This is a genomic window from Chryseobacterium sp. SIMBA_028 (genome assembly GCF_046535285.1).
GTDB lineage: Bacteria > Bacteroidota > Bacteroidia > Flavobacteriales > Weeksellaceae > Chryseobacterium.
The window spans coordinates 204,774-230,803 of sequence record NZ_JAWRWZ010000009.1 but is presented as its reverse complement, the minus strand read 5'-3'; the positions used below and the strand labels follow the sequence as shown (position 1 = coordinate 230,803).

Annotated in this window: 23 protein-coding genes; 1 reads left to right on the top strand and 22 read right to left on the bottom strand. The window is 36.5% G+C overall.

Annotated features, from left to right (window positions below; translation table 11 throughout):
* Positions 1–50: 50 nt before the first annotated feature.
* Positions 51–419 (bottom strand): winged helix-turn-helix transcriptional regulator, encoded by a 369-nt coding sequence (locus SCA31_RS13975; RefSeq protein ID WP_109622528.1) that lies wholly within the window; start codon positions 417–419, stop codon positions 51–53.
* Between the two features lie 171 nt (positions 420–590).
* On the opposite strand from SCA31_RS13975, the gene SCA31_RS13970 reads away from it, so the two are divergent.
* A complete protein-coding gene (locus SCA31_RS13970; RefSeq protein ID WP_410697582.1) occupies positions 591–1,469 on the top strand; it encodes an NAD(P)H-binding protein in 879 nt (292 codons plus the stop codon).
* 82 nt (positions 1,470–1,551) lie between these two features.
* Here SCA31_RS13970 and SCA31_RS13965 read toward each other — a convergent pair whose 3' ends face one another.
* From SCA31_RS13965 to SCA31_RS13865, 21 genes are all read right to left on the bottom strand, one after another.
* A complete protein-coding gene (locus SCA31_RS13965; RefSeq protein WP_410697581.1) occupies positions 1,552–2,835 on the bottom strand; it encodes an ectonucleotide pyrophosphatase/phosphodiesterase in 1,284 nt (427 codons plus the stop codon).
* Between the two features lie 94 nt (positions 2,836–2,929).
* Entirely contained in the window at positions 2,930–3,772 is an 843-nt protein-coding gene (locus SCA31_RS13960; protein ID WP_410697580.1) for a GNAT family N-acetyltransferase, read from the bottom strand.
* A gap of 33 nt (positions 3,773–3,805) precedes the next feature.
* On the bottom strand, positions 3,806–4,201 hold the full coding sequence (locus SCA31_RS13955) for a cytidine deaminase family protein (RefSeq protein WP_410697579.1): 396 nt from the start codon (positions 4,199–4,201) through the stop codon (positions 3,806–3,808).
* 17 nt (positions 4,202–4,218) lie between these two features.
* A complete protein-coding gene (locus tag SCA31_RS13950) occupies positions 4,219–4,830 on the bottom strand; it encodes a GrpB family protein (RefSeq protein ID WP_410697578.1) in 612 nt (203 codons plus the stop codon).
* A gap of 139 nt (positions 4,831–4,969) precedes the next feature.
* Positions 4,970–5,716 (bottom strand): T9SS type A sorting domain-containing protein, encoded by a 747-nt coding sequence (locus SCA31_RS13945; RefSeq protein ID WP_410697577.1) that lies wholly within the window; start codon positions 5,714–5,716, stop codon positions 4,970–4,972.
* Between the two features lies 1 nt (position 5,717).
* Positions 5,718–6,242, bottom strand: coding sequence for an ankyrin repeat domain-containing protein (locus SCA31_RS13940; RefSeq protein ID WP_410697576.1), 525 nt, complete (start codon positions 6,240–6,242; stop codon positions 5,718–5,720).
* Complete coding sequence (locus SCA31_RS13935) at positions 6,239–6,784, bottom strand: YceI family protein (protein WP_410697575.1); 546 nt, start codon at positions 6,782–6,784, stop codon at positions 6,239–6,241. Before SCA31_RS13935 ends, SCA31_RS13940 begins: the two co-directional genes overlap by 4 nt.
* Before the next feature lie 11 nt (positions 6,785–6,795).
* Positions 6,796–7,143 (bottom strand): hypothetical protein, encoded by a 348-nt coding sequence (locus SCA31_RS13930; RefSeq protein WP_410697574.1) that lies wholly within the window; start codon positions 7,141–7,143, stop codon positions 6,796–6,798.
* 2 nt (positions 7,144–7,145) lie between these two features.
* Positions 7,146–7,988 carry a DUF5777 family beta-barrel protein gene (locus SCA31_RS13925; RefSeq protein WP_410697573.1) on the bottom strand — a complete coding sequence of 281 codons (843 nt, stop codon included), beginning with the start codon at positions 7,986–7,988 and terminating at the stop codon, positions 7,146–7,148.
* A gap of 126 nt (positions 7,989–8,114) precedes the next feature.
* Entirely contained in the window at positions 8,115–8,765 is a 651-nt protein-coding gene (locus SCA31_RS13920) for a Crp/Fnr family transcriptional regulator (RefSeq protein ID WP_410697572.1), read from the bottom strand.
* A gap of 195 nt (positions 8,766–8,960) precedes the next feature.
* A complete protein-coding gene (locus SCA31_RS13915; RefSeq protein ID WP_002976436.1) occupies positions 8,961–9,266 on the bottom strand; it encodes a DUF3467 domain-containing protein in 306 nt (101 codons plus the stop codon).
* A gap of 87 nt (positions 9,267–9,353) precedes the next feature.
* Positions 9,354–13,616, bottom strand: a complete 4,263-nt coding sequence (gene rpoC / locus SCA31_RS13910) for a DNA-directed RNA polymerase subunit beta' (protein ID WP_076354924.1) — start codon at positions 13,614–13,616, stop codon at positions 9,354–9,356.
* Between the two features lie 76 nt (positions 13,617–13,692).
* The gene (gene rpoB / locus SCA31_RS13905) at positions 13,693–17,514 is read right to left on the bottom strand and encodes a DNA-directed RNA polymerase subunit beta (protein WP_410697571.1); all 3,822 of its coding nucleotides are present in this window, start codon (positions 17,512–17,514) and stop codon (positions 13,693–13,695) included.
* 456 nt (positions 17,515–17,970) lie between these two features.
* Positions 17,971–20,571, bottom strand: a complete 2,601-nt coding sequence (locus SCA31_RS13900; protein WP_410697570.1) for a T9SS type A sorting domain-containing protein — start codon at positions 20,569–20,571, stop codon at positions 17,971–17,973.
* A 38-nt stretch (positions 20,572–20,609) separates the two neighbouring features.
* Positions 20,610–21,737, bottom strand: coding sequence for a hypothetical protein (locus tag SCA31_RS13895; RefSeq protein ID WP_410697569.1), 1,128 nt, complete (start codon positions 21,735–21,737; stop codon positions 20,610–20,612).
* Positions 21,738–21,866: 129 nt separating this feature from the next.
* Positions 21,867–22,379, bottom strand: coding sequence for a hypothetical protein (locus tag SCA31_RS13890; RefSeq protein WP_410697568.1), 513 nt, complete (start codon positions 22,377–22,379; stop codon positions 21,867–21,869).
* Positions 22,380–22,653: 274 nt separating this feature from the next.
* Entirely contained in the window at positions 22,654–23,019 is a 366-nt protein-coding gene (gene rplL / locus SCA31_RS13885; protein WP_047493581.1) for a 50S ribosomal protein L7/L12, read from the bottom strand.
* A 46-nt stretch (positions 23,020–23,065) separates the two neighbouring features.
* Entirely contained in the window at positions 23,066–23,650 is a 585-nt protein-coding gene (gene rplJ, locus SCA31_RS13880; protein ID WP_076354936.1) for a 50S ribosomal protein L10, read from the bottom strand.
* A gap of 17 nt (positions 23,651–23,667) precedes the next feature.
* Complete coding sequence (gene rplA / locus SCA31_RS13875) at positions 23,668–24,360, bottom strand: 50S ribosomal protein L1 (protein ID WP_045501112.1); 693 nt, start codon at positions 24,358–24,360, stop codon at positions 23,668–23,670.
* Between the two features lie 11 nt (positions 24,361–24,371).
* Positions 24,372–24,818 carry a 50S ribosomal protein L11 gene (rplK, locus tag SCA31_RS13870; protein ID WP_047399346.1) on the bottom strand — a complete coding sequence of 149 codons (447 nt, stop codon included), beginning with the start codon at positions 24,816–24,818 and terminating at the stop codon, positions 24,372–24,374.
* Between the two features lie 541 nt (positions 24,819–25,359).
* The gene (locus SCA31_RS13865) at positions 25,360–26,028 is read right to left on the bottom strand and encodes a hypothetical protein (RefSeq protein ID WP_410697567.1); all 669 of its coding nucleotides are present in this window, start codon (positions 26,026–26,028) and stop codon (positions 25,360–25,362) included.
* Positions 26,029–26,030: the final 2 nt, after the last annotated feature.

Below are 26,030 nucleotides of genomic sequence, written 5' to 3'. Positions count from 1 at the left end.
CTATTGAATAGATCTCATCCTGATACAACTTATCTTCTTATCAATACATTTTACTTTTCACATTGTACATTTCTCTCCATATCCTGAAATGCCCACGCTGCCATGGCATCAATAACGGGAGCCAGTTCATTTCCTGCCTCGCTCAATTTATAGGAAACATGTGGTGGAACTACAGGTTTTGCTGTTCTGATCACCAGTCCGTCTGTTTCCAATTGCTTAAGATGTTGAATTAACATTTTTTCCGTTACTGCAGGAATTGCTCTTTTCAGTTCACTATATCTTTTTTCTCCTGAATAAAGGTTAAACAGAATAATGGGTTTCCAAAAACCACCGATTCTCTCCATTACATACATTACAGGGCAATCCTGTACTATTTTTCTGTTTTCCTGAATGGTTGAATTTTCTTTAATGGCTGTCATAGGATACATACTTTAGGGTAAGTACTTGTATAAAAGTAAGTACAAATATAACTTTGTCTTAGGAAATAAAAAAATATTTATTATGAAATCGCTGTCGTTTGATCAATTCATAAATACTCATCAATATGCAGTGATTACATATGACCATTAAAAACAATAAAAAATTTACATATGAAAATTATCATCACTGGATCGCTAGGAAATGTAGCCAAACCTTTAACCCAACAACTTGTAGAACAAGGTCATGACATCACTGTAATCAGTAGCAATGAATCAAGAAAGCACGATATTGAATCATTGGGAGCAACATCAGCTATCGGATCGATTACCAATATTGATTTCTTAACCCAAACTTTTGACAGAGCAGATGCTGTCTTTCTGATGACCCCTCCTGCCATAAGCCCTGATAACATTGTTCAGAATACAATCAGCGTAGGAAAAAACTATGCAGAAGCATTACAAAAAGCTAATGTAAAAAAAGCCGTAATGCTAAGCAGTGTAGGAGCTGAATCTCCTGTAGAAAATGGTCCTATTAAAGGTCTTCATCATATCGAAAAAATTTACAATGAGCTAGAAAATATTTCATTTACTTTTTTAAGAGCCGGATATTTTTACACGAATTTCTTTAATGATATTCCGTTGGTTAAAAATGCAGGAATCATAGGTGGCAATTATTCAGAAAACATAGAAATCCCTGTGGTTCATCCCATTGATATTGCGAATGCCGCCGCTGAAGAACTGGTAAAAAATGAACAAGGAAAAAACATCCGATATATCGTAAGCGACTCCCGAAAAGCTTCTGACTTTGCCAAGGTCTTGGGAAGTTCTGTAGCAAAACCTGAATTACCTTGGGTAGAATTCTCTGATGAAGATGCTCTCAACGGAATGCTGCAGGCAGGCCTTCCCCAAGATATGGCAGAATTATATGTTGAAATGGGACGGGGAATGAGAACCGGAGTGGTACAAAAAGGATTTATTGAACATGGATCTCCTGTAACAGGAGGTATTAAGCTGGAGGATTTTGCCAAGGAATTTTCAAGTCAGTTTTAATTTATTTCTTTGGTATTACTATAAAACATAAGCTTCGGCGCACCTTTGGTGCGCCGAAGCTTATGTTTTATAGATTATCATATTATTTTTTCTCTTTTAGTGTTTCTTTCAACACTTTCATTTTCCCATCAATGGGCTGATCAATTTTTAATTCTAAAATTTCAGCGACCAAAGGATAAACATTAATATTGACAAATTCATCGATAACCAGATTATTTTTAAATTCCGGACCCCATGCATAGAATGTAGCCTTCATTTCAGGAACTAATCTAGGATTGTATCCGTGTTTTCCTACTGATGTTTTTTTTCCTTTTTCAAGGAAGATCTTCGGAGCTTTCGGAATCAGAAGAATTTGCCCTATTCTGTTGTATTGATCATCTCTGGTTGCAAAATGCAGATATTTAGGAAGTTTTTTATCTAAATAAACTTCATAGTCATCTGTTTTATTCTTCTTTAATTCTTTATAAACAGATTTTACCTCATCCTGATTTTTAACATATACTCTTAAAAGGGTTTGAGAGTTGTAAAAATCAAACCTGTTTTTATCAAAAAGCAGAGTTGGAATTTCCAATGGGGTCCCACCATCTACCTTAATCATACCATGGTCAGAAACAAAAACAAAGTTGACATTTTTTAATCCTAAATCATTTACTTTCTGAACTAGGTTACCTATTGCCTGATCGATCAGATGAACAGCCGTTTCTGTTTCTTTGGCATCAGGTCCGTAATGATGTCCGCTACCATCCACTTCAGGGAAATATAGGGAAATAAAATGCGGCCTTTTATCTTCAGGTAACTTCAGCCAGTTTACCACTTTTTCTACTTTTTCAGATGGGGTAAACTTTTCGTGATAGGGATAATAATATGATGGTCTCATTCCACCTGCATCACTGGCAGAGCCTACCCACATTAATGAAGCAGAAACCATTCCTTGTTTTTCAGCTAATGCCCAAAGCGGAATTCCACCATACCAGCTTCCATCTTCTGCATTTTTTTTATTGCTCATGGCATAAGCTTCTTTTCTCTTATAATCGTAGAAAAAGTTATCAATTAAACCATGATGAGATGGATAAAGCCCGGTGATCAGACTCCAGTGGTTGGGAAAGGTAATACTTGGATAACTCGGAATCATGGCTTCTGCTCTTACTCCATTATTGGAAAGTTTCAACAGGTTTTCAGCATTGTATTTTTTGGCATAATCGTATCGGAAACCATCTGTAGAAATCATAATCACATAGGGTTTGGATTGGGCTTCCTGACTGTTTTGCCTCTCGGGAACGACTACCTGGGCCGTATCAATATTTACTTGCTGGGCAAAAGCCGTTAAGGAAATAAACAGCAGTAAAAAATGTATTCCTCGCTTCATTATTAAAATTTTCGACAAAGTTACATTCTCTACTGCTCCCTGAAAAGTTTAGAAGATTAAAAGTATATTAAAACCTGTTATTTTTGAATCCTCATCAGATCGTTCGTGTCATTTCAAATTGTGACACTTTGTTTTCAAGACCTATTTTGCTTAAAAAATTGCTGGTCCCCTCAGAAATTTCATCTACGTTATTTAGAGAAACTGTCTGCCCATTGATGTCACTTTTAATGGCATCAAAAAGCGTGGTGGCAACTCCCTGTTTTCTATAATTTTTGTCAACTGCAACTTGGTATATTTTTCTTACTACGGAATTATAAACAGCATATCCAACCAATCTTTCTTCCTTAAATGCACCCAAAATTGTACAATCTTTTTTCATGTCTTTAAGTACAAAAACTGACCCCTGCCATGATGGTTCAATATCCCTGAATGAAGCAAATGTTTCCCATTGAAAGTCTGTCAATTCTTTAATTACAATCTCTGAGTTATTTTTAATCAGATTAATATTTCCATTAAAGCAAAGTAATCTTCTTACAATAATAAATCCCAGATTTTCATATGCTCTGATCGCCTTTTGATTTTCATCAATTACTTCCAGAATTAAAGTATTAATATTTCTTTCCTTAAGAACTGGTATTATAAAATCATACATTTTTCTCACCAGGCCCTTTCCTCTTCCCTCAGGAACAACTCCCGTACCGCCATTGTAAGCCACTCCTTCTCCATTCTCTATTTTTTCCGCCTGAAGTATAAAGCCTACCAGCTTTTCATTTTCAAATGCTCCCACAGATATGCTCAGGTCTATTTTTTCAGTAGCTATTTTAAAGTTTAACAGCTCTCTGGTCAGGTGAAAGGGGACAACATAATCTGAAAAGGAAAGATTGAATACTGATAAAAGTTCCTCTACATCTAAATTCTTTAAGGTTTTAAATTCCATTGATTTTTATTTAAAAAATTATTCGTTTACAAACTACCATTCCCTATCAAGGTCTTCTTTCCAATCGTAGGGCATAAGTTCTTTTAAGGGTACAAAAACACCGTTTTTCACTTCTATTATTGCGTTAATATTTTCTTTTGACAACTGGCTCATCAGTTCTCTGCAGCGTCCACAAGGAGGAACTGCATTGCCATCATTCCCCACTGCAACAACTGCTTTAATATACCGTTCTCCGTTTTTCAACATTTCTGCCACAGCGCTATGTTCAGCACAAAATCCCATGGAACAAGCCGTATCTATGCTGATTCCGGTATATACGTTCCCTGCAATGGTTTCAATAGCGGCAGCCACTCCTCCGTATTCTATAAAATCATTCAGGATTGTAGATTTTGCAAACTGGCCTGCTATTTCCTTTAAATCCTTTCTCATTGATAAGTATATAAAAATTAATATTTCATTGATTTTTGATGCCTTAAATACCATTGAATGGCATTCTGCTCTTCTCTCTTGATAAACGGATCCTTTCCATCATTATAATCATTACCATCCAGCCATTCTTTTTTACTTAATTCTTCTTTTAGAAACTGATATTCATCTTTTACCTGAGAATGAGTTCTCAAATAATCACGAAATGCAATATGGCGAAGCCAATGTTCTGATGAAGCAGGGATGGCATGAATATGGGCAATCCGAAGGCTATGATTATGAAGTTCCTCCGGAATTCTATCTCCATGATGAATAATATCCGGAAATCCCAGATTTTGAGGTTGATCTATAAGCTTAATAAAGAAACGCCGATAGGGCATATCTTCGTTATATTTTTCGTAATAAACATAATGTTTTCCCTGCAATAAGGTTGGAATCTTATCCAGTTCGGCTTCATCCTTTACACCAATCATAATGTCTATAATGGGTTTTGCAGATAAGCCATCCACTGATGTACTTCCGATATGTTCAATCTTTGGATACAAAAAACCAAGACTTTCTTCCAATTCGCTTTTAATGGATAGAAATTGATTTTTCCAGAGCGGATTGTATTTTTCAAAAGTGATTTTCATGGGTATCCGGTTAATACACAAATATATGAAAATTCAATCAATCCCTTTATAATTAAGCATTTTCAGAGTTTTACAAAAAAAAAACACCCCTGAAAAAACAGAGGTATCATTCTAAATATTTCGATTGTATTCTTTTTGATTATTCTTTAATCAGCTTTTCATAAGACAGACTTCCATCTTTCAATCTGATTTCAAAATAATAGATTCCTGATTTCAGGTCTTCAACATTGATATTTTGTTGACCAGGTTTTAATGATTTTACTTTTCTGCCGGTAGCCTCATAAATATCAATGGATTTTATTCTGTCAAAATTATTAAGGCTTACACTTGTCTTAGCTGGATTGGGATAAAAATTAACTTTCTTGCCGCTAGCAGCAATTTCATTTGTAGATAAAGTACTTGCTGTCATTGTTAAAGTTGCATACCCTCTTCCTGCATCATGATATCCTATGCCTGTCCCAGTTTTTCTTGCATAAAAGATATTAATTATTGCTGCGGCATTGGAAATAGCAAAATCTCCAGCACTGCCGGATAGAGATCTTGTAGCAACTACAGTTCTTGTGCTTCCTGATACTGTATTGGAGGTTTCTGTCCAATCCTGTGACGGATCAATGGTAGGTGGCATCATAGGACCAGGAAATGTATAATCTCTGTTGGAAGAGGAATTATATATAAATCCATCGGAACCTGCAGCCATTCCTACACTTCCAAAACCAATTCCAAGCATTGAATTGCTATCTCCTGTCACTGTAATTGTCACTCCTGTAGGGGTCGTGTCTAATTTCACCGTCATGGCAGTAGTCGGAAGAGGTACTGTTCCTGACGAAAACTGGGCCCAGGCAAAATTAGCAAGGACCATACTGAATGTTAGTAAAAGTTTTTTCATATCAATTTTTTAAAAGGCTAATGATTTCTTTGTTGTCTGTTTTTAAAGCATATTCAAAAGGGGTCATCCCCATTGAGTCTTTTATTGATTTATCTGCCTTATATATAAGCAGCAGTTCAACCAATTCTTTGTTACCTAACTTCACTGCCCAAAAAAGGGGTGTAGAGCCAGTATCATCTGCAATATTGGGACTGGCATTTTTTTTCAATAAGCTTTCCACCAATTTTTTGTTATACTTTACTGAGAGGCCGGCCAATGCTGTTCCCTCCCTGCTTTTATAGTTTACATCCTTTACGTGGTCTATCAGAAATTCGCCAACTTCTACATTCCCTCTATAACAGGCCAAAATAAGAGGTGAAAAGCCACCCTCATTGGTTTGGTTGATAATATCCGGGTTTTGTTTCATCAGATCTTTTACTTCTGCAACTGTTCCGCTTCTGGCAATATCGAATATTGACTTTACTTTTTCCTGAGCAAAAAGAAGAGAACTCAGAAACAGGTTTACTACTAAAATCAGGTTTCTCATGATTTCATCAATATATAGTTATACTCAACGTTTACATTTTCTGCAATTTTCTTAGTAACCATCTTAGGAATCGTTACCTTATAATCTACTGGTTTTGCTACAAAATCCCCTTGTATATAGATCTTTCCGTCTTTAGTATAAATTGTGGCCGTGGATACAACGGCTTTATCTACTCCATGAAAATTCAAAGTTCCCTGAATGGTATATTTCTGTGGACTGGCAGTAATCTTGGTTTTATCAAAACCTGCAATTTTTCCTTTAAAAGTAGTTTTCGGATATTTTGAGGTCTCAGCATAACTTTCATTAAAATGCTCTTCCATTAATTTGGTTTTAAAACGAAAATTTTTGACGGCAGAAACGGAAGCCATTTCTCCATTATCGGTATTTAGAATAACGAGGTTATTATCATCCTGTGCATAAATATCTTCAAACAGAGGCACTGATGCCTCAAATACTATTTTACCTGTTTTAGAACTGTATTTTTGTGCTGAAGCGTAGCCGGCAAAAAGTAAGGATACGCTGAGTAGTGCTATTTTTTTCATATCAAATCTTTTTAATTTTCAGTTAATCCATCCGCTTTCCATTTTATGAAAACATTGATTTGTGTTGCAGACAGTGAACCACCTTTGGGCATTCTCTGTGGATCTCCGTTTGGCCTTTGAATTCTATCCAGAATTCCATCTATATTATTTTTCACCTGATCATAAGTAACGAGTGGTTTAAAGCTTCCTGCGGAGTGGCATCCATTACAGCTGTTATCCATAATCGGCTTTATATCTGATGTATATTTTACAGGCAATATGACAGGAGTATTGTCTGAAATTTCTTCATAGGTTCTGCTCTCACAAGCAATGACTATCAATCCTGATGATATTGTAAGTAGGTATATTAACTTTTTCATATTTAAAAAACTCTATAAAGATTAAACCCAAAGAAAATGTGCCCTTTTCCCCAGTTTCCTGAGGCATTCGTAAGATATCCTATATCTGAATTGATCTGGGAGTTCGTAAATAAAAGCTGGAAAATATGCCCGCCGGTTTCTATATCTACTCCTAATGACAATGGATTTTTATAGAAACTGTGATTGTCGAAATTCACAAAATATTCTGCATTTACAGAAACCCTTTTTGAAATTTTATAGCGTCCTCCTACACCGGCCAAAAATTGATTCTTGTCTTCAATAGTTGGTTCGTAAAGGTTTTTATGAACATATGATGGGGTAATCTGCAATGATAATTTATCACTAAATCTTCTGGAAATTAAAGCTTGAGTAAGGTAAGAAAGTCTGTCACTGAATCTCAAATGTGGATAGGCATCCTTATCAAGATCTGTATTGGCTCCCATTACATGATAGCCCAAAATATCTACAGGAAAGTTTTCATTTTGTTTTACCAATCTATATTTGACTCCACCCTCAAAGGTTTTCATGTTGGTTTCCCGTGACAGGCTTACGGAAATGGCGTCAGTAACACCATAGATAACCCCCAGTTTAGTGGAAGCATTATCTAATCCGAAAAAATTTTTGAATCCTGTACTCACATCACCAAACCGGTGTGCTACCACCATGTACCATTCTTTTTTGGCGGCAAGTTTTGTGGATTGCCCGGTAACAATCTGCAATGCTTTAAAGGCAGGTTGTGAGGATTCTGTATGGGTTGTAATGGTATCAATATCCTTCAGCAGATCTTCCTGTGCAAAGGCAAAAACTGATGAAAATACCGATAAAAATAAGAAAGCTTTTGTCATATACAATTTGTATTAAATTATGATACAACAAAACTATAGAGTTATTAATTCAAATATAGGTGATAAAAGTCACCAAGAAAATCGTTTTTATCAATCATAAAACAAAAACCTTTAAAACAATATAAACTAGAGTAGTCTAACTTTTTCATTTGCAACTACTTTTATTCCTTCTTTTGTTTGTGAAATGTCGCCATCACTTTCTATTTTTTTTAATACTCTGCTTACCACTTCTCTGGAAGTTCCAAGATTATTGGCAATTTCGCGATGTGTAATTTTGATGGGATTGTTTCCGGTAATAGAAATTTGCTGCTTGATATAATTCAGCACTCTTTTATCCAGTCTGTGGAAAACAGCATCATTTACCATACCCATAATCTCTGAGAAACGCTTGTCATATTCGCGATAAAACAATTTATTGATCTCCGGAAATCTGATCAGCCAGTCATGCATTATGGAAACAGGGACTAATAGGGCTTCGGAGTCTTCTTCAGCAATGGCATATACCCTGCTTACATAATCCGTAAAAATAGATGAAAAGGTCATCAGACAGCTATCATTTTCCTTGATGTAATAGTAGATCAACTCTCTTCCATCGTTCAGGGTAAAAACCTTTATCGATCCTTTAACTAAAAAGGGAACGTATTTGTTTTTCTGACCTTCTCTTATTATTTCAGTCTTGGCTTTTATATCTGTAATAATGGCATGCTGCTGAAGTGCGTTTAAAAAATCACTTCCTAAAAAACCAAATTTACTTAGGATGAATGAACTATTAACCATATTAATATTTTCTACTTTTTCTAAAAACAAATATATAAAAATGAAATATTGATATGGTATTTTTTTGTTTCATTAAATATTATTAACAATTCAGTAAAATAATTTAACTTTTCAAAAGAATCATTATAATTTCCTATAGACAAAAAAAATACCCCGGTAAAACCGAGGTATTCTATTTTATTGTAAAGAGAAATCTTAAGCTTGTACGTTGTTTCCTCCTAATACGAAAGGCTCAACTTCTTTAATTTCTCCGAACTGCTGCTCGTAGTTAGCGATGTTCTGTTGAAGAGCGTTTAATACTCTTTTAGCATGAAGTGGAGCAAGAATTACTCTTGATCTTACTTTAGCTTGCTGAACACCTGGCATCAACTGAATAAAGTCTACTACAAATTCAGATGGAGAGTGGTTTACTAAAGCTAGGTTAGCATAGATACCAGCAGCTACCATTTCGTTTAATTCGATGTTGATGTTTCCGTCTTGTGGATTTTGATTGTTGTCCATTGTTATAAATTATGTTTTTAAAATTCGAAATTTGAGATTGTGAAAATATAAAAATAAATTCAAACCCCAAATTTCAAATCATTAATTTTAGTTAAGGTCTTCGAATTCTTTCTTAGAACCTACGATAACATTCTGATACTCTTTAAGACCTGTACCTGCAGGAATTCTGTGACCTACAATTACATTTTCTTTAAGACCACCAAGAGCGTCAACTTTACCAGCAACTGCTGCCTCATTAAGAACCTTAGTTGTTTCCTGGAATGATGCTGCAGACATGAATGACTTCGTTTGAAGTGCTGCTCTTGTAATACCTTGTAATACAGGAGTTGCAGTAGCAGGAAGTGCTTCTCTTACTTCTACTAAAGCCTGATCTTCACGCTTCAACTTAGAGTTTTCGTCTCTTAATTCTCTTGCAGTGATCATCTGACCTGGTTTGAACTCTTTAGAATCACCAGCTTCAGTAACTACTTTAAGACCGAATACTCTGTTGTTTTCTTCCAAGAAGTCATACTTATGTTCAAGAGCTCCTTCAAGGAATTGAGTATCACCTCCATCTACGATAGATACTTTTGTCATCATCTGTCTTACGATGATTTCGAAGTGCTTGTCGTCGATTTTTACCCCCTGTAGACGGTAAACTTCCTGAATCTCATTTACTAAGTATTCCTGAACCGCAGTTGGGCCTTTAATTCTTAGGATATCGTCCGGTGTAATAGAACCGTCAGAAAGTGGAGAACCAGCTCTTACGAAGTCATTCTCCTGAACCAAGATCTGGTTAGAAAGTTTTACTAAGTAAATTTTTCTTTCTCCAGTTTTAGCCTCAACAATAAGTTCACGGTTACCTCTCTTAATTTTTCCGTAAGAAACTACCCCGTCGATTTCAGTAACAACCGCTGGGTTTGAAGGGTTTCTTGCTTCGAATAATTCAGTAACTCTCGGAAGACCTCCGGTGATATCCCCTGCTTTCGCAGATTTTCTTGGGATTTTGATTAAGACTTTACCAGCCTTAATTTTTTCACCATCATTTACCATTAAGTGGGCTCCTACCGGTAAGTTGTATGCTTTCTGCTCAACCCCTTTAGAATCTACCACCTTCAATGTAGGTACGGCTTTCTTATTTCTAGATTCAGAGATTACTTTCTCTTCGAATCCTGTTTGTTCGTCAATTTCAAGTTGGAATGAAATACCTTGAATAATATCTTCATATTCTACCTTACCTGAAGTTTCAGCAATGATAACCGCGTTATACGGATCCCATCTACAGATCACATCTCCTTTCTTCACTTTATCACCTGGTTTTACAGCTAATATAGATCCGTAAGGTACGTTAGCTACCATTAATGGAGTCTTAGACTCGGCAGCCACTAATCTAAATTCTGTTGAACGAGAAACTACAACCTCAGCTGTATTACCGTTTTCATCTTCAGAAGTAATTGTTCTTACTTCATCCATTTCAACGATACCATCTCTTCTAGCTACGATAGATGGGTTTTCAGAAACGTTACCTGCAGTACCCCCTTGGTGGAAAGTTCTCAACGTAAGCTGAGTACCTGGTTCCCCAATTGACTGTGCTGCAATTACCCCTACTGCTTCACCCATGTGGATTACTTTACCTGTTGCTAAGTTTCTACCGTAACATTTCGCACAGATACCTTTCTTAGCTTCACAAGTTAATGGTGAACGAACCTCCACAGCTTCTAATCCTGCTTCTTCGATTCTTTTCGCCAATGCTTCGATAATCACCTGGTCTGCACTAGCAATAAGCTCGTCAGTTTCAGGATCGTAAATATTATGAAGAGATACTCTACCTAAGATTCTTTCAGAGATTCTTTCAACAATCTCATCATTTTTCTTAAGTGCAGTAACTTCTGTACCTCTTAGCGTTCCACAGTCGTCTTCTGTAACGATAACGTCCTGTGCAACGTCTACCAATCTTCTCGTTAAGTAACCAGCATCGGCTGTCTTAAGAGCGGTATCCGCAAGACCCTTACGAGCACCGTGGGTAGAGATAAAGTACTCTAGAATCGATAGACCTTCCTTAAAGTTTGCAAGGATCGGGTTTTCGATGATTTCCGCTCCGGTAGAACCGGCTTTTTGCGGTTTCGCCATCAAACCTCTCATCCCTGATAACTGACGGATCTGTTCTTTAGAACCCCTCGCTCCAGAGTCAAGCATCATATATACAGAGTTGAAACCACCTTGGTCAGTTTTCATTCTGCTCATGATCATTTCAGTTAATCCTGCGTTGGTATTTGTCCAAACGTCGATTACCTGGTTATAACGTTCTGTATCGGTAATTAGACCCATGTTATAGTTAGCTCTAATTTCGTCTACCGTTTCAATTGAAGTAGCAATCATCTGCTTTTTCTCAACAGGAACTACAATATCCCCAAGTGAGAATGAAAGTCCTCCTTTGAATGCGTTTGAATACCCTAGGTCTTTCATTGCATCAAGGAACTTCACAGTAGTAGGGAAATCCGTATCAGCAAGGATCTTACCAATAACGTTTCTCAATGATTTCTTAGTAAGAAGCTCATTGATATATCCTGATTGTTTAGGTACAATCTGGTTGAATAAGATTCTACCTACAGAAGTTTCGATCAATCTTGTTACGATTACTCCATCTTCTTTGATAGGAAGTCTACATCTTACTTTAGCATTTAAAGATACTCTACCTTCTGCATAAGCGATTTCCGCTTCTTCAGGAGAATAGAATGCAAGACCTTCTCCTTTCACTTTCATATCTTCTGTAGAGCTTAATTCTTTGGTCATGAAATAAAGACCAAGAACCATGTCCTGAGAAGGTACTGTAATTGGAGAACCGTTTGCAGGGTTCAAGATGTTTTGAGAACCTAACATTAATAACTGAGCTTCAAGGATTGCTTCTGGTCCTAACGGTAAGTGTACCGCCATCTGGTCACCATCGAAATCGGCGTTGAATGCTGTTGTTACTAACGGGTGTAGCTGGATTGCCTTACCTTCGATCATCTTAGGTTGGAAAGCCTGGATACCCAATCTGTGAAGCGTAGGTGCTCTGTTTAGTAGAACAGGGTGACCTTTCATCACGTTTTCAAGGATATCATAAACTACGGGTTCTTTTCTATCAATAATTCTCTTTGCAGATTTTACTGTTTTTACAATTCCTCTTTCAATTAGTTTTCTAATGATGAACGGTTTGTAAAGTTCAGCTGCCATATCTTTAGGAATACCACATTCGTGAAGCTGTAAGTTTGGACCTACAACAATTACTGAACGCGCAGAGTAATCTACCCTTTTCCCTAGTAAGTTCTGACGGAAACGACCTTGCTTACCTTTCAATGAATCTGAAAGTGATTTCAATGGTCTGTTTGATTCAGATTTTACTGCAGAAGATTTTCTTGTGTTATCGAATAATGAATCTACTGATTCCTGAAGCATACGCTTCTCGTTTCTCAAGATTACTTCAGGAGCTTTGATCTCCAATAATCTCTTCAAACGGTTATTTCTGATAATAACTCTTCTATAAAGGTCATTCAAGTCAGAAGTTGCGAAACGTCCTCCATCCAATGGAACTAATGGTCTTAGTTCTGGTGGTATAACTGGAAGTACACGCATGATCATCCACTCTGGTCTGTTGATCATTCTTGTATTAGCACCTCTTAATGCTTCTACAACGTTCAATCTTTTCAGCGCTTCAGTTCTTCTTTGCTTAGAACCTTCATTGTGAGCTTTGTGTCTTAAGTCGAAAGACAATGCATCAAGATCAATTCTCTTTAATAGATCTTCTACAGCTTCAGCACCCATTCTGGCGATGAATTTGTTTGGATCAGAATCATCAAGATACTGGTTTTCTACAGGAAGAGTCTCCATGATGTCAAGGTACTCTTCTTCTGTAAGGAATTCCATATTTTCAAAATCAGAACCATCTAATTTTTTAGCAATACCCTGCTGGATCACTACATATCTTTCGTAGTAGATGATCATATCTAATTTCTTAGAAGGAATTCCTAAAAGGTAACCGATTTTGTTTGGTAAAGAACGGAAATACCAGATGTGAGCGATAGGAACTACAAGATTAATGTGTCCAATTCTCTCTCTTCTTACTTTTTTCTCAGTAACTTCTACTCCACAACGGTCACAAACGATCCCTTTGTAACGAATTCTCTTGTATTTACCACAAGCACATTCGTAATCCTTTACAGGACCAAAAATTTTCTCACAGAATAACCCGTCTCTTTCAGGTTTGTGAGTTCTGTAGTTAATAGTTTCCGGCTTTAAAACTTCCCCTCTTGAGTCTTGTAAAATAGACTCCGGTGAAGCTAAACCGATGGTTATTTTATTAAATCTACTTGATTTATTTTTATTTGACATTTTTTAGATTTTAGATTTTGGATTATAAATTTTGGATTATAAAATTCTGAATTGATTCAAAATTCGACATTCAAAATTATTCCTCAAGTCTTACGTCAAGTCCAAGTCCTTGTAACTCGTGAAGTAATACGTTGAATGATTCTGGAATACCTGGTTCAGGCATAGATTCACCCTTAGCAATTGCTTCATAAGTTTTCGCTCTACCAATCACGTCATCCGACTTCACAGTCAAGATTTCTCTCAAGATGTTTGATGCACCGAATGCTTCAAGTGCCCAAACCTCCATCTCTCCGAATCTCTGACCCCCGAACTGAGCTTTACCTCCTAACGGCTGCTGAGTAATCAATGAGTAAGGACCGATAGAACGTGCGTGCATTTTGTCATCAACCATGTGTCCTAGTTTCAACATGTAGATAATACCTACAGTTGCAGCCTGAGTAAATCTTTCTCCGGTACCCCCATCATAAAGGTGAGTGTGACCGAATTTAGGAAGACCTGCTTTCTCTGTATATTCAGTAATCTGATCAAGAGTTGCCCCATCAAAGATTGGCGTAGCGAACTTCATACCCAGCTTCTGACCAGCCCATCCAAGAACTGTTTCATAGATCTGACCGATGTTCATACGAGAAGGTACCCCTAGTGGATTCAATACGATATCTACTGGTGTTCCATCTTCTAGGAATGGCATATCCTCTTCACGAACGATTCTTGAAACGATACCTTTGTTACCGTGACGTCCTGCCATTTTATCTCCTACATTCAGTTTACGTTTCTTAGCGATGTAAACTTTAGCCAACTTCATGATCCCTGCTGGAAGCTCATCTCCGATTGAAATTGCAAATTTCTCACGGTTTTTAACTCCTTGGATGTCGTTATATTTGATTTTGTAATTGTGAATCAATTGTTTGATCAATTCATTCTTATCAGCATCAACGGTCCAGTCTGCACCACTAACGTTTACATAATCTTCAACTGAAGTCAATAATTTGTGAGTGAACTTCACACCTTTACCAATAATTTCCTCATCAAGGTCATTTTGTACCCCTTGAGAAGTTTTACCGCTTACCAGTGTATTTAATTTTTCAATTAAAGTGTTTCTCAACTCATCAAACTTAGCCTTGTAAGTGTTTTCAATCTCTTCTAGTCTAAGTTTTTCTTCAGTTCTTTTCTTTTTGTCTTTAATGTTTCTAGAGAACAATTTTTTGTTGATAACCACTCCTCTTAATGAAGAGTCAGCTTTTAATGATGCATCTTTTACATCACCAGCTTTATCACCAAAGATTGCTCTAAGAAGTTTTTCTTCAGGAGTCGGGTCAGATTCACCTTTTGGAGTAATTTTACCAATCATGATATCTCCAGGCTTCACTTCAGCACCGATTCTGATCATACCGTTCTCGTCAAGATCTTTAGTAGCTTCTTCAGAAACGTTTGGAATATCTGCTGTAAGCTCTTCCATACCTAATTTGGTATCACGAACTTCAAGAGAATACTCATCCACGTGGATTGAAGTAAACCAGTCTTCACGTACAACTTTTTCGTTGATTACGATTGCATCCTCAAAGTTGTATCCTTTCCAAGGCATGAACGCTACCACTAAGTTTCTACCAAGAGCTAATTCTCCTTTTTCAGTAGCATACCCATCACAAAGTACTTGTCCTTTCTCCACTACATCACCTACTCTTACGTTTGGTCTTAGCGTGATTGTTGTACTCTGGTTAGTTTTTCTAAACTTAGTAAGTTTGTATGTTTTAGTAGCAGACTCAAATTGTACTAAATCTTCGTCTTCGCTTCTTTCATATTTAATAGTGATCTTATCAGCATCTACGTACTCTACAGTACCTGTACCCTCAGCATTGATCAAAATTCTTGAATCTCTTGCAACTTGCTGCTCAAGCCCTGTACCAACGATTGGAGCCTGTGGCTTCAATAGAGGAACGGCCTGACGCATCATGTTAGATCCCATCAATGCACGGTTCGCATCATCATGCTCTAGGAACGGAATCAATGAAGCAGAAATACCAGAAATCTGGTTTGGTGCAACATCAATAAGGTTAACCTGAGATGGCTCAACTACAGGGTAGTCACCATCCAATCTAGCAATAATTCTGTCTGTTAAGAAGTCACCGTTATCACTCAATTCAACGTTTGCCTGAGCAATTACTTTGTCTTCCTCGTCTTCTGCATTAAGATAAATAGGATCAGCATTAAGATTAATCTTGCTGTCTTCTACTTTTCTATATGGAGTTTCGATGAAACCTAGTCTGTTGATTTTAGCATAAATACCTAAAGATGAAATCAAACCGATGTTTGGTCCTTCCGGAGTTTCAATCGGACAAATTCTTCCGTAGTGAGTATGGTGAACGTCACGAACCTCGAAACCTGCTCTTTCTCTTGATAAACCACCAGGCCCTAGTGCAGAAAGTCTACGCTTGTGCGTGATTTCTGATAATGGGTTGGTTTGGTCCATGAACTGAGAAAGCTGGTTGGTACCAAAGAACGAGTTAATTACAGATGTTAAAGTCTTTGCATTTACAAGGTCAAGTGGAGTAAAGATTTCGTTATCTCTAACATTCATTCTTTCCTTGATTGTTCTTGCAATTCTTGAAAGACCTACACCGAATTGTCCTGCTAATTGCTCACCAACAGTTTTAATTCTTCTGTTTGATAAGTGGTCAATATCATCTACATCAGTTTTTGAGTTTACTAACTCAATTAAGTGTCTTACAATTGCAATGATATCTTCTTTTGTAAGAACTTCAGTTGTAGTTGGGATGTTTAGACTTAACTTCTTGTTCAATCTGTAACGTCCTACTTCACCTAAAGAGTATCTCTGCTCAGAGAAGAATAATTTTTCAATAATTCCTCTTGCTGTTTCCTCATCTGGTGGATCTGCATTTCTTAACTGACGATAAATATACTCTACCGCTTCTTTTTCAGAGTTAGTAGGGTCTTTTTGTAATGTATTCTGAATGATAGAGAATTCATTGCTGTTTTCTTTGTGAATCAAGATAGACTTCACACCAGCATCCAAGATAAGATCTAAGTGTTCTTTTTCAAGAATAGTTTCTCTATCTAAGATGATTTCGTTTCTTTCAATAGAAACTACTTCACCAGTATCTTCGTCTACGAAATCTTCGAACCAAGTGTTCAATACTCTCGCAGCCAATGTTCTCCCTTCTACTTTTTTAAGGGCAGCTTTAGAAACTTTCACTTCTTCAGCAAGGTCGAAGATCTGAAGGATATCCTTGTCAGATTCGTAACCGATAGCTCTTAATAAAGTTGTTAATGGTAATTTTTTCTTACGGTCGATATACGCGTACATTACGCTGTTGATATCCGTTGTAAATTCCATCCAAGATCCTTTGAAAGGGATAATTCTTGAATAGTAAAGTTTGGTTCCGTTAGCGTGGTAAGTTTGTCCGAAGAATACACCAGGTGAACGGTGAAGCTGCGTAACGATAACTCTTTCTGCACCATTGATGATGAAAGATCCACTTGGCGTCATATAAGGAACCGGACCTAAATATACATCCTGAACCACAGTTTGGAAATCTTCGTGTTCCGGGTCAGTACAATATAATTTAAGTCTTGCTTTTAGAGGAACTGAATAAGTAAGTCCTCTTTCCACACATTCATCGATTGAATAACGTGGAGAATCTACCAGATAGTCCAAGAATTCCAATACGAATTGATTTCTAGAATCTGTAATTGGAAAGTTCTCTTGGAAAGTCTTGTAAAGAGCTTCTGTCTTTCTGGCTTCAGGAAGTGTATCAAGCTGGAAAAATTCTCTGAAAGACTCGATTTGGATATCCAAGAAGTCTGGAGTGATAATTTTTCCTTTCGCTGATGAGAAATTAATTCTCGGATTTCCTTGAGTTGTTGATTTTGTTTTACTCATAAAACTTTTAAGAAAGGGTTAAAAAATATTTTGATTCATTAAAAAATATCAGGAGAGAAAAAGGGAAAAAGAATAATAAAAAAAGAAAAAGGGAAGAAAATTTTGGCGCAATTATCGGTCTTTGTTCTTTATTCTATGTTCTTTAGGTCTTTTATCTGATTCCTAACTGCAACACTGGTATATCTTTTCACAGCGTAATGCAAAATACTTTTATTACTTTTGAGGCTATATTACCTGCAATATCCATAAACACGAAACCCCTTTCATGTTTTTACACAATGAAAGAGTTGATTTTCAATATTTTATAAATTTACATACAAATTTTCGCGCCAAAAGAGGTGCAAATATACAAAAATTCATCCATAATAACAAACAAATGTGCTCATTTTGAGATTATTAAAATAAAAAAGCTGCCCATAAATGAGCAGCCCTTATTAACACTAAGAATTCTTATATTTATTTTACAATAACCTTGTAAGATTTTACCGTTGACTTAGTTTCAATCTTAATGATATAAATTCCCGTAGGCAATGAAGAGGTATCAATACCTGTACGCGTGGTAAATTTATCAGACTTCACCACCTGTCCCTGTGCTGAGAACAATGTATAAACACCTTCTTCTGCAGCGGTAATCATAAGATTTTCACCTGATTTTACAGGATTAGGGTACACCTTAACATTATTTGCCACTTCAATTATTTCTGAACTTCTTGTGATTTTCTCAGAACTCATTGCTATATTTTTCAACAATGCAGCATAAGGTGAAAGTGGAGAATCGGGTGATCCTCTCTTCACAAGATCTGTATCTACCACTGCCTGTATACCGTCTCTATCCTTATCATCAATAGTAGAAATAAACCCACCTCCTGTTGTATCCAAATTACCTTTTCCAATTTGGTACAGGTCAAGATCTGAACCATTGGAAGTAAGATCAAGGAAATCAGGCTGGCTGTCTCCATCCGTATTTTTAAGAGGATATTTCAGGGTACCCGAGTCCGCATAAGTTTCCAATACATCAGCTAAACCATTGTTTCCTACCACTACACCAGCATCAATGATCCCATTATGATCTGCATCAATCTGATTGATTACTGATGTAGGAATTCCTGATTCGAATAGATCCAGTATTCCGTCATTATCAGAATCAAGATCACGATAGTTTGGAATTGCATCTCCAAGTATTGGTGTAATTAAAATATCTCCCTCCATGTCATCATCTTCAAATTTTCCGTTTTTATCAAAATCTTCCATTGAATCCGGAATACCATCATTATCAGAATCAAAATCACAGGCATCAACAATACCATCTCCATCAGTATCTAAAGTTGGCGATTTATCGTTAACCACTGTACATCCTTCAGCACAATCCGGAATACCATTTCCGTTATTATCAATGCTGTCATCTCCTCCAGGGCAACGATCAAAGCAGTTTGGTGTTCCATCGTTATCATCATCTTTGCTTGCAAAAGCATTGTAGATGTAGTAGTTCTGAGGAATACGAACCGCTGTTCCGCTATTGAAAGTAATCTTCATACGGTTAAAGGGCTTTGTAGCTTTTCCTCCTACATAGAACTTATTCGAGTTCGTGGTAAAGAAGTTTCCACTGATAAGACTTCCTGAACTTGTAAAGGTATCTGTAACGGCGTTTCCATTATACAATGTCACGGTAATATTTTCCAAAACACTTACTCCAATAAGGTTCCCTGCTTTTTCTACTGTAAATCCAGCCATTGTATTAACAGGCAGCATAGAAGCACTACTTACTGTAGCAAATGCTGAGAAAATACTAAATATAGATGCTGCCGGAACTGTTGCTGTTGCATAATTGGATGAATTATTATCAACAATTGCTTCAGGATTTACCATTTTGGCTAAAATAAGTCCCAGAAAACCCGGTCCCGATGTCCAGCTTCCTCCTGTTACCAGATTTCCAGGGATAGCAGAACCACTTGTCTGTATTTTATCATCACATTCACAAGATATTGGTTCTTCAAAAGCATAATACACCTTAAGCGCTCCTAAGTTAAATCCTACAGTCTGCGTAATTTTCAATCTTACTTCATTGAACGGCTTGGTAGTCGTAAGGGTAACTTTTTGTTTTCCGGAACCATAACCAAGAACTTTAATATTGATTAATCCTCCACCATCAGATAATTGTCTTGAATCCTGAAGTTGTCCGAATAAATAAGTTTCAATCGTAATATTTTTCAAGAACTCAGCACTTAAAAGTTTTCCCTGATCATCTGGCTCTATTACAAATCCTGTTCTATTACCAGCAGGATATACCTGATTTTTATCCAAAACTCCCACTGAATAAGATCCTAACAACCCTATTGGAAGAACTACTTTCCCGAAAGAGTTTTTATTTCCGTCTCCAATATTTTCTTTATTCTGAACATAGGAAAGCGGAGCAAGGAAACTACTGCTTCCTGACACATTGCCGTCAACACCGCTTCCTGCAATGATATCATCACAAATACCATTATTATCAGTAGGCACCTTTGTAGGATCAAACGCAAATGCATAATATACATTCATTGCACTGAAAACCGAAAGAACGTTTGTTTGATATAATCTTACTTCATCAAACTCTTTTGTAGTTTTTAAATGTAAGAATATTCTGTTTTTGCTTCCTCCAAATGCCGGCACCGATAAAAGCGTACTGCTGGTAGTTGTTTCCTGGAGAACTCCATTTCTATACGTACTGATTCTTAAAGAGCTTAATAAATCAATTGTAATAAAACTTGTCCCAAGATCTACATTAAATCCGGTGATATATCCTGCCGGGTAAGAAGTATTCTTGTTCTTCACAGAAATTCCATTTCCACTTACCAGAGACGCAAAGTTCCCCATGCTTGCACTGTTATCTAAATTGGCATCCACTACCGGATTCATACTTCCATTGTAACATGCCAGGCAAATTCCTGAATTATTTACAGGTTTTGCCTCTACTCCCATCCCTCGGATAGGCTCATAGCCTTGTTGTGCAATTACCACTACAGACATTACTAACGTCATGAGCATCGCAGCTAATTTCTCGAATAATTTTTTGGTCATTTTTTTATTTTTAAGGTTTGTGTTTATTTTTTTATTTACTAGAATGCTTTCCATATTGTTCCATTGCATCCCTCATGCACTCTAGCTGTAGCATTGTACCGGATCGCCCCTTCTTCCTTACTTGTACATGCATTATTAGATGGGGTAATTCCTTTCATTTGAATAGCGGCTCCTGATGCTGTATCAGCTGTAGGTACCATATTAATCCCTACAATAGCATCTGCCCCGTTTCCTATATTAAAAAAGGCATGGGCTTTATTAGCATACACTGATTGTCCTGCTAATGCCTTTCCTGTAAATCCTATTGCTATTGCCTGTCCCCCTGAAACATCATTTGCAGAACCTATGGCAACGGTATTGGTTACCGCTGTATTTCCAGCTCCCACAATAATACCTCCGTTATTAGTATTACTGTTTCCCAGGGTCAGCCCTGTAATACCTGTTATTGTATTTAGATTTCCAAAGACTAAATTATTGGCTCCTGATGCATTGTTGGAATTCCCAATAACCTTAGCTCCGCTATTTGCTGTATTTCCTAATCCGATCGCAACAGCGGGAAAATTTCCTTGTGCAGAAACCGTATTATCCTTTCCTAATGCCACATTGGAAGAAGTACTATTCGTCAGTGTGTTATTGGATCCCCATGTAAATGATGCGAAAGCTCCTGAGGTCGTATTAGAATTTCCTCCACGCAAGGTTCCGTTCACATCCAAAATTCCTTTTACATTTTTCTGGGTTGCCAGTACCAGATTTTGTCCGTCACTTGTTCCTAAATAGTTGCCAGTGGAAACATCACTTCCCAAACCAGCAGCGGCAGCTACAGTTCCCGTATTCCCTGTTGTACGCCAGCTAGCACCTAAATTGCTCCATTTTGTTCCATCAAAATAATAATAGCCGGGCACTACAACATCAATGGTCTGTCCGGCAGGTGCAATTTCTGCTGCCGTAACATATACTATTGCCCCTGTTTGGGCCGTTGTATAGCTCTTAGCTTTCAATTGTACTCCTGTAAGTCTTGGTGCGATAACACCATCCAGCTTACTATTATCTGATGGAAAACCTACCACATCAAGAGAGGCCTGCGGCATGACTACATTAATCCCAACCTGTGCATATGTCGAGAGACTTATGGATAAGAATGCGAGTGTGAATAATTTGCTTTTCATTGTAATTAAAATTTGTTGTTTTTTTGTGTTTATTTTTATTTAAAGGGCAGATTCTACCTTTCTCATTTAAATCTTTAAATGAAAACGTTTATAACTTAACCAGAGAATTGTAAAAAATAGAATGTATAACTAGGTAAGAGGAGCTAGTTTATCTGGAATTTTGATGATGCATTTAAAACCATCCACTACTCTGAAAGTATCAATAGTAAACTTCTTGACCTTTTCAAATATTGTTTTAGTATTTTCATGCCCATCGGAATATATCTCTCTCCACTTATACTGTGCAGAAAGAAAATCCATATTCTTCGCAAAGAATAGAAAGAAATCTTTGTCATTAAAGACAGGATGGTTGTTTTGTGAAGTATTATTATGAAATACAGTACATTGACATTTCTTCTCATCTTTATTATAATGAAAAAATCTGCCATTCACATTATTCTGAGCCCTAATATTCTCGATCAGTTGATCTGAAAAGGCAATTGTTGATTGTAGATATAAACCAGCATTATTTCCATCTGTATAATGCAGCAGTTCAGACTTACTGATGGTAACAGATATAAACCTAGCGTTTAGTTTTCCCACGGCCGAGATGAGCAATAAAAATGCTATTTGACTATAGGAAAGAAAATAATTTCTATCCAATTATGTTGTGTTTTTTCTTAATGCAAATATAATGATTTTTCAACAAAAACAATTTTTTAATAAAAAAAATACATTAAAAACATTAAATATATGCAATAAATATAAATTTTAAAGTTCATTATTACGAAATAAACAAAGATAATTGAATATTAAATAACACAAAGTAAAAATATTCTAATACATATATAGATTAGATACGACCTCTTTAATAAATAACAACAAAAAAAGCCCGGGCAAATGCCCGGGCTTCATATATTTATAATAAAATTGAAAATTATTTCAATTCTACTTCAGCACCAGCTTCTTCTAATTGCTTCTTAAGAGCTTCAGCTTCGTCTTTAGAAACTCCTTGCTTAATTGCAGCTGGAGCACCATCTACGATATCTTTAGCTTCTTTAAGACCAGCACCAGTTAAATCTTTTACTAATTTAACGATAGCTAATTTAGAAGCACCTGCAGACTTAAGAATTACATCGAATTCAGTCTTTTCTTCAGCAGCTTCTCCACCACCTGCAGCAACAACTACAGCAGCAGCAGCTGGCTCAATTCCGTACTCATCCTTAAGGATAGTAGCTAATTCGTTTACGTCTTTTACAGTTAGGTTTACTAGCGTTTCAGCTAAATTTTTTAAATCTGACATTGTTGTAATGTTTTTGTTGATTATTTATTTAATTTTTTGAGTATAATTATTCAGCACTTGTTTCTTCAGTGCTTTCTGCAGCAGCTTCTGGAGCTTCAGCAGGAGTTTCTTCTACAGCAGGAGCAGCTTCTTCAGCTTTAGCTTCTACAGTTTCAGATTTGTTTTGAAGAGCAGAAACAACTCTTTGAATTGGAGATTGAAGTAATCCGATGATTTCTCCGATCATTTCTTCTCTAGACTTGATGTTAGCAAGTGCAGATAAGTTTTCGTCTCCAACATAGAAAGTTTCCTGAACAAAAGCAGACTTTAAAGCTGGCTTTTCTTCTTTCTTTCTGAACCCTTGAATTAATTTTGCTGGACCGTTTGCAGTCTCAGAAATCATTAATGCAGAGTTTCCTTTAAAAGTTTGGAACATTTCAGAGTAATCTACTCCTTCAATTTGTTCCATTGCTTTTTGCAAAAGTGTATTTTTTACAACTTTTACTTTGATATTTTGTTTGAAAGCCTGTCTTCTGAATTCTGAAGACTTAGCAGCGTTCAATCCGTCTAGATCTGCTACGTATACTACTTTTGCATCCTGAAGCAAGTCTTTGATCTCTTGTATTGCTACAACTTTTTGGTCTTTTGTCATTGTCTTAAGGATTTATATTAGTTAACAGATTTAGTATCAATTGCAATACCAGGGCTCATTGTAGAAGACAAATAAATGCTTTTTACATAAGTTCCTTTAGCAGCAGTTGGCTTCATTTTGATCAATGTAGAGATCAATTCCTGCGCGTTTTCTTTGATCTTAGCAGCATCGAAAGATACTTTACCAATACCAGCGTGGATGATACCATACTTGTCTACTTTGAAATCAATTTTACCTGCTTTCACTTCAGTTACTGCTTTACCAATTTCCATTGTTACAGTTCCTGATTTAGGGTTAGGCATTAAACCTCTTGGACCTAATACTCTACCTAATGGACCTAATTTACCCATAACAGCTGGCATAGTAACGATAACGTCAACATCTGTCCAACCATCTTTGATTTTTTGTAAATATTCGTCAAGACCTACATAGTCAGCACCAGCAGCTTTAGCTTCTGCTTCTTTATCTGGAGTTACAAGAGCTAATACTTTAACATCTTTACCAGTACCGTGAGGAAGAGATACAACACCTCTTACCATTTGGTTTGCTTTTCTTGGGTCTACACCTAATCTTACAGCGATATCTACTGAAGCATCAAACTTTGCAGTGTTCACTTCTTTTACAAGAGCTGAACCTTCTTCAAGGTTATAGATTCTTCCTTTTTCTACTTTGCTTAAAGCTTCCTTTTGCTTTTTTGTTAATTTTGCCATTTCTTTAGGTTTTAAGCGTTAAAAGTTGGTTTAGTTCCTGTTACTCTTAATCCCATAGATCTAGCAGTACCTGCAACCATAGAAACTGCAGAATCCATTGTAAAGCAGTTAAGGTCAGTCATTTTATCCTCAGCGATTTTCTTCACCTGATCCCAAGATACAGCACCTACTTTGTTTCTGTTTGGTTCACCAGAACCACCCTTGATCTTAGCCGCATCCATTAACTGGATTGCTGCAGGAGGAGTTTTAATTACGAATTCAAAAGATTTGTCTTCGTATACTGTAATTACTACAGGTAAAACTTGTCCTGGCTTATCTTGAGTTCTTCCGTTAAATTGCTTACAAAACTCCATGATGTTCACACCTGCAGAACCCAATGCTGGACCTACTGGTGGAGAAGGGTTAGCTGCGCCACCTTTCACCTGAAGCTTTACCATTTTAAAGACTTTCTTAGCCATTGTTTGTTTTTTAAATTTGAATAATTAATGAGTTTGGAAGCATTTATTATTCAGTAGGTTATGCACTCACATAACAATAAACCTACTTTTTGGACTGCAAAAGTATAAAATATTTTTGAAACTACAAACGGATATTGCTGATTTTTAAAAAGTTTTACATTTTTTCCTTTGTAAAAATATTTTGTATTCTAAATTTTATCTAAAGTTTATCCCAGTCCTTTTTCAAAATAATATCTTGATGAATCCAGCTTTGATAATATCAGATAAGCATTCCTATATTATTGAAAGATTTTATGGTTTCTGTTTTCCTGTTTTGTTTCTGATACAAACTTAAGAGCCTTTTATAATACATTATGGCATGTTTAGGATCGTTGAGCCGGGAATAGGTATAGGTAAAAACGGCATCTATTTTCGCCATCTTATCTTCATCTAAAAATAAATGATCGGCTTTGTTTAAGTATACAACAGAAAATTCATCAAAAACAAAAAAACCAGACTACAGTCCGGTTTTGATTGAAGATCAATATCTAGTCTAATACTATTAAAAGCCCGAAGGTTTATTAATTGTCTGTGTAGAACCATTAGCACCTCCTAGATCAGCATTAATATCATTGATATTTTGTTTTGTAATAAGCCTTTTATAAGCCATTAAGTAAAGATCTACCGTAAAACTATTGTAACTTCTGGAGGGTCCTCCAGCAACATTAGCAATAATTCTACTATCGGTAAATTTTGCCTTGATATGCCAGGTTCCATTACTTTTGAACGCAATTACATCCGGAGACCCCTGTTTATTGTCATTAATTCCGTTATCTCCATAATCGAGCATTACGTTTGTATTGCCATTACTAAGTTTAAACGAATAATTATGGAGAACAACCAAGAAGTTATTCGCGTCTATTTTTGTATCATAATCTGTAATTCCTTCCCCAGATACTCCTGTTAAGGAGAGCTTGATATAGTTGAATAATCCGCTGCTTTCCTGATTCGGATCATACAACTGCATGGCATTTTCTGATGTTGCCAAAAAGCTTCCTCCCGTCATGGTAGGCTCTCCCGGATTTCTCAGATATAAAGAATTTGTGTATGTTTTTCCGTTTACATCAAAGGTTTCTGTGGGTTTATCTGTTTTGATTCCTACTTTTCCAGTCTGAGCATTCATAGATATTCCCAGACCCATTATCATTGTAATAAAAATTTTTCTTCTCATAT